At 58.9% G+C, this 15,319-nt stretch carries 12 protein-coding genes and 2 pseudogenes; 13 read left to right on the top strand and 1 reads right to left on the bottom strand.

Annotated elements, in window-relative coordinates; all coding sequences use genetic code 11:
* Positions 1-58 precede the first annotated feature (58 nt).
* From RAZWK3B_RS07495 to RAZWK3B_RS07480, 4 genes are all read left to right on the top strand, one after another.
* Positions 59-868, top strand: coding sequence for a CbbQ/NirQ/NorQ/GpvN family protein (locus tag RAZWK3B_RS07495; RefSeq protein ID WP_037295247.1), 810 nt, complete (start codon positions 59-61; stop codon positions 866-868).
* Positions 855-2,873, top strand: coding sequence for a nitric oxide reductase activation protein NorD (locus tag RAZWK3B_RS07490; protein ID WP_232279487.1), 2,019 nt, complete (start codon positions 855-857; stop codon positions 2,871-2,873). Before RAZWK3B_RS07495 ends, RAZWK3B_RS07490 begins: the two co-directional genes overlap by 14 nt.
* Positions 2,874-3,169: 296 nt before the next feature.
* Positions 3,170-4,156, top strand: coding sequence for an acetamidase/formamidase family protein (locus RAZWK3B_RS07485; RefSeq protein ID WP_007813755.1), 987 nt, complete (start codon positions 3,170-3,172; stop codon positions 4,154-4,156).
* A gap of 131 nt (positions 4,157-4,287) precedes the next feature.
* Positions 4,288-5,841 (top strand): amidase, encoded by a 1,554-nt coding sequence (locus RAZWK3B_RS07480; RefSeq protein WP_050774205.1) that lies wholly within the window; start codon positions 4,288-4,290, stop codon positions 5,839-5,841.
* A gap of 512 nt (positions 5,842-6,353) precedes the next feature.
* On the opposite strand, the gene RAZWK3B_RS07475 is transcribed toward RAZWK3B_RS07480, so the two are convergent.
* The gene (locus RAZWK3B_RS07475; protein WP_007813751.1) at positions 6,354-7,034 is read right to left on the bottom strand and encodes an SDR family NAD(P)-dependent oxidoreductase; all 681 of its coding nucleotides are present in this window, start codon (positions 7,032-7,034) and stop codon (positions 6,354-6,356) included.
* Between the two features lie 3 nt (positions 7,035-7,037).
* Between RAZWK3B_RS07475 and RAZWK3B_RS07470 the strand changes: the two genes are divergently transcribed.
* The 9 genes and pseudogenes from RAZWK3B_RS07470 to RAZWK3B_RS07430 all read left to right on the top strand — a co-directional run bounded on the left by RAZWK3B_RS07470 (position 7,038) and on the right by RAZWK3B_RS07430 (position 15,233).
* Positions 7,038-7,727, top strand: coding sequence for a DUF924 family protein (locus tag RAZWK3B_RS07470; RefSeq protein WP_198133263.1), 690 nt, complete (start codon positions 7,038-7,040; stop codon positions 7,725-7,727).
* 193 nt (positions 7,728-7,920) lie between these two features.
* Complete coding sequence (locus RAZWK3B_RS07465; protein WP_007813747.1) at positions 7,921-8,187, top strand: hypothetical protein; 267 nt, start codon at positions 7,921-7,923, stop codon at positions 8,185-8,187.
* A gap of 133 nt (positions 8,188-8,320) precedes the next feature.
* Positions 8,321-8,446 carry a hypothetical protein gene (locus RAZWK3B_RS21810; RefSeq protein WP_286131802.1) on the top strand — a complete coding sequence of 42 codons (126 nt, stop codon included), beginning with the start codon at positions 8,321-8,323 and terminating at the stop codon, positions 8,444-8,446.
* Between the two features lie 124 nt (positions 8,447-8,570).
* Positions 8,571-9,062, top strand: a complete 492-nt coding sequence (locus RAZWK3B_RS07455; RefSeq protein WP_037295243.1) for a DUF1993 domain-containing protein — start codon at positions 8,571-8,573, stop codon at positions 9,060-9,062.
* 532 nt (positions 9,063-9,594) lie between these two features.
* Positions 9,595-9,942: pseudogene (locus RAZWK3B_RS07450) on the top strand (AMP-binding enzyme); the annotation flags it as partial.
* 117 nt (positions 9,943-10,059) lie between these two features.
* Positions 10,060-11,631: an ABC transporter substrate-binding protein gene (locus RAZWK3B_RS07445; protein WP_007813740.1), complete on the top strand. Its 1,572-nt coding sequence runs from the start codon at positions 10,060-10,062 to the stop codon at positions 11,629-11,631.
* Positions 11,632-11,735: 104 nt separating this feature from the next.
* Positions 11,736-12,689 (top strand): ABC transporter permease, encoded by a 954-nt coding sequence (locus tag RAZWK3B_RS07440; protein ID WP_007813735.1) that lies wholly within the window; start codon positions 11,736-11,738, stop codon positions 12,687-12,689.
* Positions 12,690-12,693: 4 nt separating this feature from the next.
* Positions 12,694-13,608, top strand: a complete 915-nt coding sequence (locus tag RAZWK3B_RS07435; RefSeq protein WP_007813733.1) for an ABC transporter permease — start codon at positions 12,694-12,696, stop codon at positions 13,606-13,608.
* Between the two features lie 3 nt (positions 13,609-13,611).
* A pseudogene (locus tag RAZWK3B_RS07430) lies at positions 13,612-15,233 on the top strand (ABC transporter ATP-binding protein).
* The last annotated feature ends 86 nt before the right edge of the window (positions 15,234-15,319 follow it).

The following is a 15,319-nucleotide window of genomic DNA, read 5'->3' as shown; positions in this document are numbered from 1 at the left end:
TTGGCCCCGGATCCGCTGGCGGCCTGTTGCCGCCAGCGACTTCACCGATGGAGAGATCATGACAACCAGCCCTCTGCTTGATGCCTATCGTTTGACGGAAGAACCCAAATGGTACCCGACGGGAGAAGAGGTTGCACAATTTACTGCGGCTTATTCCGTGCGGCTACCTGTCATGCTGAAAGGGCCGACAGGCTGTGGGAAGACGCGGTTTGTCGAACATATGGCGTCGCGACTTGATCGACCGCTGGTCACCGTGTCTTGCCATGAGGACATGACAGCTTCCGATCTTGTCGGACGTTATCTGCTGGGACCGGATGGCACGATTTGGCAGGATGGCCCTTTGACGCTTGCCGTGCGTCATGGCGGGATTTGTTATCTCGATGAGATTGTGGAAGCCCGGCAGGATACGACGGTCATCATTCACGCGTTGACGGATGACAGGCGCATTCTGCCACTTGAAAAGAAGGGCGAGTTGGTACGGGCGCATCCTGATTTTCAACTCGTGATTTCATATAACCCTGGCTATCAATCTGTACTCAAGGATCTCAAGGAATCCACCAAGCAGCGGTTCTGTGCCCTGGATTTTGACTACCCTGCGCCCGAGATCGAGACCTCGATCGTCGCCGCAGAGGCAGGTATCCCCAGTGCGACCGCTGCGGTTCTGGTCAAGATTGGCGAGAAAAGTCGCAATCTGCGTGGGCAGGGCCTGAGCGAGGGGGCCTCTACGCGGATGCTGATCCATACCGGGCGGTTGATGCAGCAGGGCCTGACACTGCCTGAGGCATGTCGCTTGGCCATGATTACACCCATAACCGACGACCCCGACATGCGCGCCGCACTCGAGGCTGCGGTCGATGCCTGTAGCTGACATGGTTGCCGTGTCGCCCAATACCCTGGTTCAGGCGGCAACGCGGTCTGCGTTTCCCGGTCATACGCTGACGGAGTTCCTGGCGGCACATGATCGTCTGACCAAGGCGGGATATGGGGTCGCGGTTCCACGCAGCTTCCTGCAGGCGGCGCCAGATGTCGCCAAGCTTGTTGGCACGGATCAGGCGCTGGCCCTTGCTCCGGCGGCGTCGCGCATCGCGATAAGGAGCAGCCCCCGGACGGCGGCAGTCTTCCTTGACCTGACGGTGCCGATGTCTCGCAGGCTTGGAGAGCCGCAGGCGTTTTCCAGTTGGGTTCAGCTTGTCATTTCGCTTGTCAACGCCGCGCCGGAGTCAGTGGAGCCCGTGCTTGCAAGAGCCGAGATGCTGGATGAGCGTCTGGGACTGGACGGCTTGAAGGCTTGGGTGCAATCGGGTTTGCGGCTGGGTGGAGGCGACGAACGCAAGCGCCAGCAATACTTTTCGCTGGACATGGTCGAAGCGCAAAGACTTCTGGAACGCTATGCCGGCGAAGAGACATTCCAGAGCCTCGAGAGTGAATTGCGCGCAGGTCACAGGGCGCTTTGGGGACGCATGCCGCCGATCCGGGAAGCGCTTCCGTTGGGCAAGGGACAAGCCGAATTGCGTGCAAGCTTCGGGGGCGGCGTCGTGCAGCTTCCTGCCAGCTTCAGTGGATACCGCGGGCGTGAAAGATCGGTCTACAAGGCCGCTCTTGCCCATATCGGCGCGCATATGGCCTATGGCGGTGCAAGCTTTCACGTTGGGCAACTCAAGCCTTTGCAGATTGCTGTCGTATCCCTGATTGAAGATGCACGGGTCGAATATCTGGCCATGCGTGAAATGCCGGGGCTTTCCCGGCTCTGGCTACCTTTTCATGATGTTTCGCCCGATGGGATGGCGACGGCACCATCGCTTTTTGCACGATTGGCTCGTGCCTTGCTCGATCCGGACTTCCCGATCCGCCATGGCTGGGTGCAAAAGGGCGTGACCATGTTTACCGAGGGCATCGAGCAGATCGGTAACCCCGCCTTGTCGCGCCATATCGGAAATATCCTTGGAAATGACCTTGGTCAGACACGGGTTCAGTTCAATGCCCGCAACTATGTCGTGCAGCCTGCTTACCGCGATGACAATCTTGGTCTGTGGGATTTGCCGCCGGACACGAACGCGCCCCCACAGCAACACCAGTTCGAGATAAATACCTTCGACCGGCGTGAAACCGAGACGCAGGATAGCCCGCAAAAGCGCAAACAGGGCCAGCCAGATCAAACGCATGATAGCGGTGTCGAGGCAGTCACATCGGCCCGGGTGGAGCCCAGTACCGGTCGTGTCGTGGCGCATTTGCCGGAATATGACTTCACGGCAGGTATCGAACGCCCCGATTGGGTCACGGTGAAGGAATACGAGCCCGGCCCCGGCGACCCGCTCTTCTGGCACAAGCTGAAGGAGCGTCAGGCCGTCCTGCTCGCGCGTATCGGTGAGATGGTCCGTGCCGCGTCTCTTGGAAGGGCGCGTCGGCTGAAGCGGCAGGCGGAAGGCGGGGCGCTGGATCTTGATGCCACGATCGAGGCCGCCATCAAATTGAGATCCGGACAAACGCCCGATCAAAACGTCTATGAGGGTGTGTCACGGCCTGAAAGGTCCATCGCGGTCCACCTGCTGCTCGATATATCCCAGTCGACCGAAGACCCTGTTGAAGCCGCCGGGACGAGTGTGATCAGCCTGTTGCGCGAGGCGTCGGCCGTGCTTGCCCATGCGATGGACAGGTTGGGAGATCCGCTTGCGATCACAGCCTTTTCATCGGACGGGCGCGAGGATCTCCGGGTGGTCCACGTCAAGCGGTTCGAGGACGAGTTGACCCCGCTCACGGGCATGGCGCTCTCGGGGCTGCGCGCCGGATACTCGACTCGGATCGGAGGAGCCATTCGCTATGCGGGCGCGCAACTTGCCAAAATTCCGTGCCATCGGCGCTGGTTCTTGTCGTGACGGATGGAGAGCCTTCTGACGTGGATGTGTCGACCAGATTATCTCGCGATGATGCCAGCGCGCGGTGCAGTCGCTCACGCGTCCGGATCGATGTCTTCTGCATTGCTCTGGGACACGCAGCCGGACAACGGCATGGCGAAATATTCTCGCGACGGGGATTCCTTCAATTGGACCGATTGGACGCGCTGCCCACGAAACTGCCCGCACTTTATCTGAAGATGGCCAGATAGGCGCATCTGGCAATTGAAAACCAACCCTGGCTGCTTCTGGGCCGACAATGGGAAAGGAGACACTGCATGAACTGGCTGGAACATTCTGTCATGGCTCAAAAAGGCGTGGCCAAGGGAAAGGCGGGTGAACACCACGAGATCACTATCGCCGACCAGGGTACGTTTCACTATGTCTATGGCCCTTTCGTCGAACCTGTCCTGAAAGTGTCACCGGGGGCAGTGGTTTCGGTAGAGACCCATGACGCTTTCGAGGGCAAGATCACCAGCGAAAGCGACAAGCCCTCCGAACGGTTGAATTTTCCGTATCTCAATCCGCAGACGGGTCCGATCCATGTGGAAGGTGCGGAAAAGGGGGATGCTCTTGCGGTGCGGATCATATCCATCAAGCCGCGTGGTCCGCAGCCAGTTGGTACAACCTGTCTCATTCCGGAATTCGGTGGTCTGGTCGGAACCGGAAACACCGCGATGTTGAACGCGCCGCTGGATGAAGTGGTCAGAAAGATCCGCGTCGACGAAACAGGCATTCACTGGTCTGACCGATTGGTGTTGCCCTATGAGCCGTTTATCGGAACCATCGGCACCTCGCCCGAGATCGAGGCGATTTCCTCGCTTCAGCCGGACTATTACGGCGGCAACATGGATATGCCGGATGTCGCACCGGGCGCGATCATCTATTTGCCGGTCAATCGCGAGGGTGGATATCTTTATCTTGGCGATTGCCATGCAATTCAAGGGGATGGCGAGCTTTGCGGAGTCGCGCTCGAAATTCCCGCGACGGTGGAATTGCAGATCGACCTGATAAAGGGGCATGGCAACAGCTGGCCGCAGCTGGAAACGGAGGACATGATGATGTTCATCGGCTCCGCCCGTCCGCTGGAGGACGCGACACGCATTGCTTACCGAGAGCTCGTTCGTTGGCTGGCGCTGGAGACCGATCAGAGCGAAGTCGACGCCTATATGCTTCTGACAATGTGCGGGAAGGTTCGTCTGGGGAACATGGTGGACCCGAAATACAGCGTCGGGGCGTCAATCGCGAAGCGCTATCTGAAATAGCATTCTCAATCAGGGTTGAGGGCCGTGGACCTTGGATTGAAGACCCCGCCTTCGTCCGGACGTATCAGAGCAAGCCTCTTAAGAGCCCCACCTCACAGCTTCCTGAAATACTCAACATGAAAGGACATATCATGACCGACGACACAACAGTTCCGGCAGGCGCCGCATCCATCGAGCTTGCCAACCTCACAGTCAAAGGCATTCAAGAGGGTCTTCGCAGCGGTGCATTCACCGCCGAGGCGCTCACCTTGGCATCACTTGCGCAAGTCGAGGCAACGAACCCAAAATACAACGCGATCATTTTTCACAACAACGACGCTGCGCTGGAAACCGCGCGTGACGTAGATCGTCGTATTGCGGAGGGCGAGGAACTCGGGCCGCTGGCAGGGGTGCCTGTCGTGGTGAAAGACCCCATGGATATGGTCGGTTTCCCGACGACGGCGGGATGGCGATTGCTGTATTCGGGAGCCGGAGGGGTGGATCTGATGCCGGCGACCGACAGTCCCGTAGTGGCAAGGCTGCGCGCGGCTGATGCGGTCATCATCGGCAAGACGAATGTCCCGGTACTCAGCCACACGGGGAGCCACGCAAATGACAGTTGGGCCGGACCCACACTGAATGTTGCCATCGAAGACCGCGTTCCCGGCGGCTCCAGTGCAGGCACGGCTGCAGCGGTTGCCGCAAAGATGTGTGTGCTCGGTCTGGCAGAGGAAACAGGCGGGTCCATTCAAAACCCGGCCTCGGCGCAAGGTTTGGTCGGAATCAAGCCGACAATTGGTCTGGTGCCGAATGCCGGTGTCGTGCCCTTGTCCGCAAATCGTGACGTGGTCGGTCCGATTGCGCGCACAGTCACCGATGCGGCCATATGCCTTGATAGTCTCGCAGGCTACAGCAGCGAAGATCCCAAAACACTGGCGAGCGTGGGGAAAATTCCTGCCAAAGGCTATACTGCAGCGCTTTCTAAAGACGCGCTGAAGGGCAAGCGGATCGGATTGTACGGCTCTGGTTGGCGCAATCAGCCGCTTTGCCCTGAAACAACGGCACTCTATGAACAGGCTCAAGAAGAGCTGACAGCCGCCGGTGCCATTCTGGTCGAAGATCCGTTTGCCGGGAGCGGCTTTGCGGATTTGCGTCAACCCACGGCGCCCACACCGAATTTCGACGGACGGGGATTGGAGTCGATCGCGTATGATCTGCAGTCTTACCTGCGGCGCCTTGGTCCTGATGCCGCGCTCAAGACTTTTGCTGAATTTGCCGAAGCGACTTCCGAAGAGAATCCCTTTGGGCCTGAGGGCGTGTTGTATTTCCTCAATTCGCTCCCGGATTTCCAGGCGGCTATGCTTGACCCGACCGCGCCGCCGGCCATGCCGGAGTTCATAGCCCTGAAGGCGGCTTATCTGGATATCCTCGAGACTGTCTTCCGCGCGCATAGCCTGGATTCCCTCGTCTTTCCGCAAATGCGTCAAGAATTGCCGGGCCTGCATTCCGGCGAAACAATTCAGGAAACGACCGTCGGAGAACTAAATATTGCAGGGCTTCCAGGGGTGACAGTGCCCGCAGGCTTCTATGCATCCTCGGCACCGTTCGAACTGATCTTCCTCGGTCGGCTGTGGGACGAGGCGGAATTGCTGGCTCAGGCCTTTGCGTATGAACAGGCGACAGGGGCTGGCAGGTCGATGAAATAGTCCAGGAGTTTGTAGGATTTGAATACTTAAGGCTGCTAAGCGACGAAGGAACGTCTCGCTCGCTTGGCAGCCTTTTGGTCTGATCTGGAACCGGTAGGGACCAGCGGGTGCTTGGTGATGAAGGCCATTTTCATGGGCGCCTCATGTGTGCAAGGCGTCGCCGTAGAAAGGCAAATTCGGGGATATTGGAGCGTAGTCCAGCGTAGCAGCATCCGCCACCAACCGTTTGGGGAAAAATGAAGGTAAATCAACACGCTGGATTGTCTGCCGCGCCAACGGTGGATGGTAGGGATTTTCAATTTAATTCAAGTATTTGCAGTGCGACGTGTGCAGCATATGTTCATGTTTCAACCGTATGATTTCGCAGTTTGGCGCGTTTTTTGCCAAGGCGGTCGATGCCAATCTACACTCAAGTAACCACCAAGTTGGCCGAGTAGACGCTGTTGGAGCCCTTTGCGACGATGCTGCCGGGGCGCGGTAAGACGACCCCTGGGTTCAAGGTTGGCATGCTGTCACGCGCGGCCTGCTGATGTGTCCACGCCCGCAGCGGATTTGGTCTTGCCGACCATGCCCGTCATGATGACGCCCGTCACCCGCACGCGGCCCCAGCGGGGCAGCATCGCCAGTGACCAGCCAAGGAATTTGGCCAGGAAACCTGGCCTGACCGTGGTGCGACGCCCCAGAACTGCAAGCGCGCTGCGGGCGACCAACTCGGGCGTGGCGGCCTGCCCCATCCGCATGCCCGCGCGGGCGGCAAAGCCGGTGCCAACCGGGCCGGGGGCGACCGACAGGACACTCACGCCATGGGGGCGCATCTCTGCCGCGATGCCCTCGGCAAAGCTTTGCACAAACCCTTTCGTGGCGGCATAGGTGGCGGAGAGGGGTGCGCCGTTGAACCCCACGAGTGAGCCGAACAGCACGATTCCACCGCGCTGCGAAGCCGACATGCGCTGCCCGAACCCGTAGCACAACTCCACGACCGACCGGCAGTTCAGGTCAACCATGTTGATCTCGGAGACCATGTCCTGGTCGAGGAACGGCCCGATGGAGCCAAAGCCCGCAGCGGCTACGACAAGGCCCACGGGCGTGCTTTCCGTACTCGACATCAGGTCCGGCACTGCCGAGGGATCGGACAGGTCCATGGCCAGTACGCGCACATCGCCGCCGAAACGGGTGCCCAGATCCAAGGCCATTTCTTGCAAGATGTCGCTTCCCCGCGTAGCGTGCTCAACTACATGTGCGGCTGCGATACTGCGAAGCCGGAAATCCGTGAAAGCCTGAACCAGGACGAAACGGTACGGCCGTTGATGACGATCTGGTTTCAAAGCGGTCGGACTCTCGACGCGTTTTGCCAGCCCTTCGCACCGGTTGTGCGTGAACTGAAGGCCGACCCACCGAGTTTGATCGGCGAACAGTGGGATAGCCTTGAAGGCAAAGTGGCCAAGGTACTGCTGGCCGATCAATTGTCACGATCCTGTTTTAGGGGCAGCGCCGAAGCCTTTTCCTACGATTCGATTGCGCGCGACCTGATGCGCGCGTTGATGGCCCCGCAGATGATCGACGACACGCTTACCCAGCCGGCCGCCATCCTCTATCTGCTTCCATGGGCGCTGGCGCATTCCGAAGATGTTTCTGATCTGGACCTTGCCTGCGACTTTGTCGATCTGGCCATCGTGGCCCATCCGAACTTTAGATTGTTCGCCGAGCGCAACAAACCGGCCATCGACCAGCACCGCCAGGTTCTGAAAAAGTTCGGCCGCTACCCGCAACGCAACACCGAGTTTGGTCGAAAGACTACGGCGGCTGAGGCAGCATGGCTCGACGACAAGGAAAACCTGCCCATCTGGGCAGGCGGCGGGGCGTCGTTCAGCCAAAGAATTGGATAATTGAGGCATGGCACACACACCGAATTGCGAGTCCGAATGCGCATGCATGCTCATGCGAATGATTGCGTTTTCGCATGACTTGCGCACCGGACGCATGAACCAGGCGCAGAAGGGCTCGAACCCGACACTGTTGCCGTGGCTCTTCCAAGCGTTGTCACAATCGATAACTTCGTAATCGAAAAGATTGAACGAAATGTCGTCCGCATTTGCCTCCAACCTCGGCCTGCTGCTCTGCCTTGCCCCGGCTGTCGTCCATGCCGTCGAGGTCTTCTGCCCCCTCTGGGCCCGGTGGGTCGTGAACTGGGTGCTGCCCTTCTTCGCCCCCGGCCTGCCGCGCCCGTCGAAGGCGATGACTCATCATGATCAGATCGCCATGCTTGATGCGGCCTTGGACGCCGCCCCGAAAGACAAGGCACCTGCGGGCGCGGACTACATCTTCCTGATGCTGTTTGAGCAATGACAAGGTGCGCTGGCCTTTATCGCAGTTGCGGCTGGCGTGCTGTATGGCCTGTCGTTGCCCCTCGCGGATCGTCATGCCCTGCACCTGGTCTTCGGCATTATGGCCGCGCTCTTCGCGCTGGTGAATGCCAATCATGCCGGCATCCCCGGACTTGGGCATCACCCCAAGGGTCAGCCGCAACGGGCGCAATGTCGGCATCCTCTTCGCGCCGTTCTGGGCAGCAGCGGCGATCTTTAACTACATCGGCTTCAACAACTGACCGCTGCGCGGTTTGGAAATGAACCCACCTGCAATGCTGCGGGGCTCACGGTCCGCACGCAAGCAAGCGGTAAGCTATGTCTGGCTGCTTTTCGTAATCACAACACCTGTCTGGAGCTAACACAATGCGGAGCCCCGTACCTGATCTCATTCATGGCCTTCGTTGCCTATCTTCGATTTTGTCAAAGGCGGAAAACCATTGTGGAAATCGCAAGATTGACCCAGACGCCCTTCTGAAAGCGCGGCTGTATCCAGATATGTTCAATCTGACTCGCAACGTCACCACGGCATGCGATTCTGCAAAGTTTACAGCCGCTCGCTTGTCGCAGGCCGAACCACCGAGATATGAGGACAACGAAGCGTCATTCGCAGAGCTTCGGGGCCGCATCGCGAAGACGATCGCATTTCTGGAGACCATCCCCGATGCCGCTTTCGCTGCTGCCGAAATACGCGACCTGGCAGTGCCGCTCTCGCCCGAAGGAACGGCTCGCAACGGGCGGACCTATCTCATACGCTTCGGCCTCCCGAACTTCTACTTTCATCTGGCGACGGCCTACAACATCTTGCGCCACAATGGCGTGCCCTTGGGAAAGCGCGATTTTCTATGGGCGAGTTGAACTGCTCAAAAGCAGTCCGGTCCATGGGCTGAGGCGGAGCGATCAGACCGTCAATCCAGAAACGTAGGCACCAAGGGCGACGCTGGCGGCAATTTTCAGCCTCAAGGACCACGTATCTATCCTTTACACCGAGGACTGACCGTTAGTAAGTTTTTGGGAGAGCTGGGCAGTTCTTTAGCTGCGCGCCGGATCATGTGCAGAACCGTATCGGCACCGCGAGGGCTCACTTAGGAGGAGTGCTGCAGATGATCGCAAAGATGAGGCAAGTTTCGAACATCTGGCCGAGCCAGCACGCGCGGACAGGCGGGAGAGCGGTCAACATGACACAATCCTGTTGCCTTCTACTTGCCACTGTCGGCGGCGGGTCATGACATCATTGGCCGATCTGCTGGCGAGCGTCTTCGACCGTCGCAAGGTGTGGCCTGCTCCTGCAACGCCTAGCGAGAAATCAATTGCCGAACGGGCGTTCGAACTGGTCGGCAGTGCGGGGGAAGCATCAGGACTCGCGTCAGCCGCCGCCATTTTGGCAAGTTACGTCCACATTCTGGGGCGCAACAAAGATCTGATCATTTCCGGCGGATACAACATCTATCCCAAAGAAATCGAACTGGTGCTGGATGCTCAGTCAGGCGTGATCGAAAGCGCCGTCATCGGCGTGCCGCACCGTGACCTGGGCGAGACAGCCATCGGGTTGCTTGTGGCCGAGCCCGGCCAGTCGCTGGACCTAGAGCAGATCATGGAAGCGATTAAGGCAACGCTCGCGCGGTTCAAGCACCCCAGAAAGCTCATCCTTGTGCCGGAATTGCCGCGCAATGCGATGGCCAAGGTGCGGAAAAACATCCTTCGGGAACAGTTCAAAGATGCAGTCCATGCAGTCTGAGGCGGTTCTCAGAGAAACGAAGTTGGAGGTGCCCATCGCGAGATGAGTTTGGAAAGACCACGGTGACCTTCGAGGAGGAAGGCGCCGCAACTTAGGAAACCAAGGGAGGAGAGACTTATGACCAAACATTTGATTGGCCAAGGCGGAATGACCCGTCGGGGCCTCTTGAAAAGCGGGATGGCAATGACGGCCGCAGGGTTGGTGTTGCCGGCCGGCATGGCAATGGCGCAATCGGAACCGAAGAAGGGCGGGACCCTGCGGATCGGCTTTAACTCGGGCAGCACGGTCGACAATTACGACCCCGGCGTCTGGGATACGAACTTCGTTCAGGTCTTTGCTCAAGCGCGGCACAACTATCTGACGGAAATCGCGGCTGACGGCTCTCTGGTCGGGGAAGTTGCGCAAAGCTGGGAAGCCAGCGCCGATGCGATGACCTGGACGCTGAAGATCCGATCAGGCATCACCTTCCACAGCGGCGGAACCGTGACGGCTGACGACGTCATTGCATCAATCAACTACCACCGCGGCCCAGAGAGCACATCCGCTGCCAAGCCGATCGTCGATCCAATCGTCGAAATCAAGTCAGACGGGCCGAATACGGTCATCGTCACGTTGAGCGGCGGGAATGCCGATTTCCCCTATCTGATGTCGGACTATCACCTGCCGATCATGCCCGCCAAGGATGGGAAGATCGATCCGACCTCGCCTGACGGTTGCGGCCCCTACAAGGTCGACAACTTCGAACCCGGTATCAGCGCCTCGCTGACCCGGCATTCGGGATACTGGAAGACGGATCGCGCCCATTTCGACGGGCTTTTGCTGCTGGCTCTGCCCGATCCTGTGGCGCGGCAGAACGCGCTCCTGACCGGCCAGGTGGACGTCATCAACCAAGTCGATCTGACGACTGTTTCGATGATGTCCCGCAACTCATCGATCCGCGTGCTCTCAGTGACCGGCAACCAGCACTTCTGCTTCCCGATGGATACGCGGGCGGCTCCGTTCAACGACAACAATGTGCGGCTTGCGCTGAAACATGCCCTCGATCGCCAGGAAATGGTCGACAAAATTCTGTATGGCTATGGCGCGGTCGGGAATGACAACCCGATCGGACCGACCCAACAATTTTACGCGGCCGACCTGCCGGTGAACAGCTATGACCCTGACAAGGCCAAATTCCATCTTGAAAAGGCCGGACTGACCTCGCTCGACGTTTCGCTTTGGGTTGCCGAGGCCGGTTTCACGGGTGCCACGGATTCCGGTTCGCTCTATGCCGAACGGGCCAAAGCCGCCGGCATCAATATCACCGTCGAACGTGCGCCGAACGATGGGTATTGGAGCAACGTCTGGATGCAAAAGCCGTGGGTTGCTTCCTACTGGGGCGGTCGTGCCACCTGTGACTGGATGTTCTCTACCGCCTATGCGGCGGGTGCTCCCTGGAACGAAAGCTACTGGGACAATGAGCGGTTCAACACCCTGCTGTTGCAAGGGCGGTCCGAACTGGATGAAGCGAAGCGGGCGGAGATCTATCACGAGATGCAAGCCATCGTTTCGAATGAAGGTGGCGTCGTGATCCCGATGTTCGCGAGCTTTGTCATGGGCGTTTCCAACGCGGTCGCGACGCCCGATGTCGTCGGCGCGAACTGGGATCTTGACGGGTTCCGCGCCGTCGAGCGCTGGTGGTTCGCCTGATCCTTCCGGTCATCTGAACGGGCTCTGGCGAGCATCCCTCGCCAGAGCCTTCAGGCCAGTGCGGCATCAAGACCGCAGGCCATGCATGTAAACGGGGGGACAAAATGAACGAGATCTGGCGAATGATCGGGCAGCGGCTGCTTCTGGGCGTGCTGACCCTTTTCATCATTTCCGTGGTGATCTTCGGGGCGACGGAGCTTTTGCCGGGCGACCTCGCACGCGAGTTGCTTGGGCAGTCGGCCACCGAAGAAACTCTTGCAGCACTTCGCGAGCAGCTTGGCCTCAATGATCCGGCGCCCCTGCGCTACTGGAACTGGCTGGCCGGCGTTTTGCAGGGCGATTTCGGGATGTCGATGGCGACACAGAAACCGATCTCGGAACTGGTTGGGGCACGGTTGGGAAACACGCTTTTCCTAGCATTGTATGCGGCGGCCCTCGCTGTTCCCTTCGCACTGCTGCTTGGCGTTTTGGCTGCCCTTTGGCGCAATTCGATTTTTGAACGTGCATCGAACGCACTGGCCCTTACCGCAATTTCCTTTCCCGAGTTTTTTGTGGCCTACACTCTGATCTTGTGGCTGGCGCAATCGGGTCTCTTCCCATCGATGGTGCGCATCACGGGGAGCACGACGACGGGCAATCTCTTGTACATGGCTTTCTTGCCCGCGCTGACGCTGACCCTTGTCGTCACAGCCCACATGATGCGGATGACGCGGGCCGCGATCATCAACCTGCTGGCTAGCCCTTATATCGAGATGGCGCGGCTCAAGGGTATGTCACCCATACGTGTCGTTCTACGCCATGCGGTGCCGAATGCGCTGGCCCCGATCATCAACGTAGTTGCATTGAACCTTGCCTATTTGATCACCGGAGTCGTGGTGGTTGAGGTGGTCTTCGTCTACCCTGGCCTCGGGCAGTTGATGATTGACGCCGTGTCCAATCGCGACATCGCCGTGGTGCAGGCCATCGCGCTGATCTTCGCCTCGGCCTACGTCCTGCTCAACCTTCTCGCGGATGTGCTCTCGACGATCACCAACCCGCGCCTGATGCACAGGAAGTAGAGCCATGACCATTCTACTTTCCATAGCCGTCGGCCTGGCATTGTTCTTCATGATCGGTTTTGCCGCTCGTGCCGTCTTGCAAGCGTTTGCCCCGGCCCATCACAAACCAACCTTCCGCGACATGCCGCTGACGGCTTCCTTCGGGCTGGCGATCATCCTGCTTTACGTCTTCGTCGCTGTCTTTGCCCCGTTGATTGCCCCTTACGGCGAGAGTGAGGTTCTTGGTGCCCAGTTCTTACCGTGGGCATCCCCCCACTATCTCGGCACGGACAAGCTGGGCCGTGACATGCTGACTAGGCTAATCTATGGCGCGCGCAATACCGTAGGTATCGCTTTTGCCACCACTGCGCTTGCGTTCTTTGTGGGGTCGTTCCTTGGAATATGGGCGGCGCTCGTTGGAGGCTGGCTCGACCAATGGTTGTCGCGTTTCGTCGATGCGTTGATGGCCATTCCAGCCCTGATTTTCTCGCTGCTACTGCTCACAATCTTTGGGACATCGGTCCTTACGCTGATCCTCGTCATCGCGGCTGTTGATGCCACACGTGTGTACCGTCTGGCGCGCTCGGTCGCCCAAGGGATCGTCGTCATGGACTATATCGAGGCTGCCCGCCTCAGGGGCGAAGGCATGTGGCGTCTCATCCGTCGGGAGATCCTTCCGAACGCCATGGCACCTCTGGTTGCCGAGTTTGGCCTGCGGTTCTGCTTTGTGTTCCTGTCAATCTCGGCGCTGTCGTTCCTTGGCCTTGGCATCAAACCACCGACCGCCGACTGGGGCAGCATGGTACGCGAAAACGCGACGCTGATTACCTTTGGCGACATCACCCCCCTGCTGCCCGCCGGGGCCATCGCGCTGCTGACGGTCGCAGTGAACTTCGTGGTGGACTGGCAGTTGCACCGCGCAAGCGGTTTGAAGGAGTAGCCCATGGAAACGACAAGGCTGCTGACCATCAAGGGCCTTAAAATCGAAGCCGATCTGGTGATGCCTGGCATGAGATTGTCAAAGGTGTGGACCTAACCCTTCATAAAGGCGAGGTGCTGGGCCTGATCGGGGAATCCGGGGCTGGAAATCACGCTGGGTCTCGCTGCATGGGCTTTGCCCGGGACGGCTGTCGCATCTCGGGCGGGACAATCGACTTCGACGGGATCGACCTGCGCACCGCTTCCGAAGCGCTGCGACGGGGGTTGCGGGGCAAGCGTATCGCCTATGTCGCTCAATCGGCAGCGGCGAGCTTCAATCCGGCGCACAAGTTGATCGACCAGTACTGCGAAGCGCCAGTCGTGCATGGTGTCATGCCGCGCAAGAAGGCCGAAGACGACGCAGTAGAACTCTACCGTCGCATGCGTTTGCCCAACCCGGATGAGATCGGATTCAGATATCCGCACCAAGTCTCAGGTGGGCAGCTACAGCGAGCGATGACCGCCATGGCGATGTCCTGCCGTCCAGACCTGATCATATTTGACGAACCAACCACTGCGCTTGACGTCACCACCCAGATTGAGGTTATGGCCGCAATCCGCGACATCGTACGGCAGTTCGGCACGGCGGCGATCTATATCACGCATGATCTTGCCGTAGTTGCTCAGATGGCCGACCGCATCAAGGTTCTGCTCAGAGGCAATGAGGTGGAGGAGGCCGACACCCGGACCATGCTCGCCGCCCCACGCAAGGACTATACCCGCAGCCTGTGGGCCGTACGTAGTTTTGCACGCGCTGAACATTCGTCTGTAGCTGGAATACCGGTGGTCTCGGTTCGCAATGTGACAGCGGGCTACGGGGCGGTCGATGTGCTGAAACATATCAGCTTTGACATCCACGCCGGACGCACCGTGGCAGTCGTGGGTGAGAGCGGATCGGGCAAGTCCACGACCGCGCGGGTCATCACAGGTCTTCTGCCACCGCGTGAGGGCGAGGTCCTGTTCAACGGCAAGCCGTTACCCGCCAGCTTCAAGGCTCGCTCCCGCGACGAACTTCGCCAGTGCCAGATGATCTATCAGATGGCCGATACGGCTCTGAACCCAAAGCTTCGCCTGCGCGAGTTGATCGGTCGACCGGCAGAGATGTATCTGGGGCTGAAAGGAAAGGCACTGGACACGCGCATCCGCGACCTTCTGGCGCTGATTGAACTGGAACCCGACAAGTACATCGATCGCTTGCCATCTGAGCTTTCGGGTGGGCAGAAACAGCGCATCGGCATCGCGCGGGCCCTTGCTGCTGAACCGCAGCTTATAGTCTGCGACGAGGTGACCAGTGCCCTTGACCAGATCGTGCAAGAGGGCATCCTCAAGCTGCTTGACCGGCTGCAGAGCGAGTTCAACCTTGGCTACATGTTCATCACCCATGATCTGGCCACAGTGAAATCGATCGCCGATGAGGTGGTGGTGATGCAGAATGGTGAAGTGGTCGAGCGTGGAGCGAAAACGGAGATATTTGCTGATCCGAAGGAGGAGTACACTAAACTCCTTCTTTCTTCGGTTCCGGAAATGGATCCTGACTGGCTCAACCGCCTCTTGGTAACGCGATCGAACTTGACACCAAATGTTTGATGCACACGGTGCTTTGCGGAGGTCGAGGACCGACAGGCTAGGAAGACGATCATCGCGACAGTACAGTCGGGTTCTTTTCTTTCGGT

The sequence above is a fragment of the Roseobacter sp. AzwK-3b genome (assembly GCF_000170875.1).
In the GTDB taxonomy this organism is placed as follows: Bacteria; Pseudomonadota; Alphaproteobacteria; order Rhodobacterales; family Rhodobacteraceae; genus Roseovarius; species Roseovarius litoreus.
Note: the sequence above shows the minus strand (reverse complement) of the source record. Positions and strands in the feature narration are given on the sequence as shown.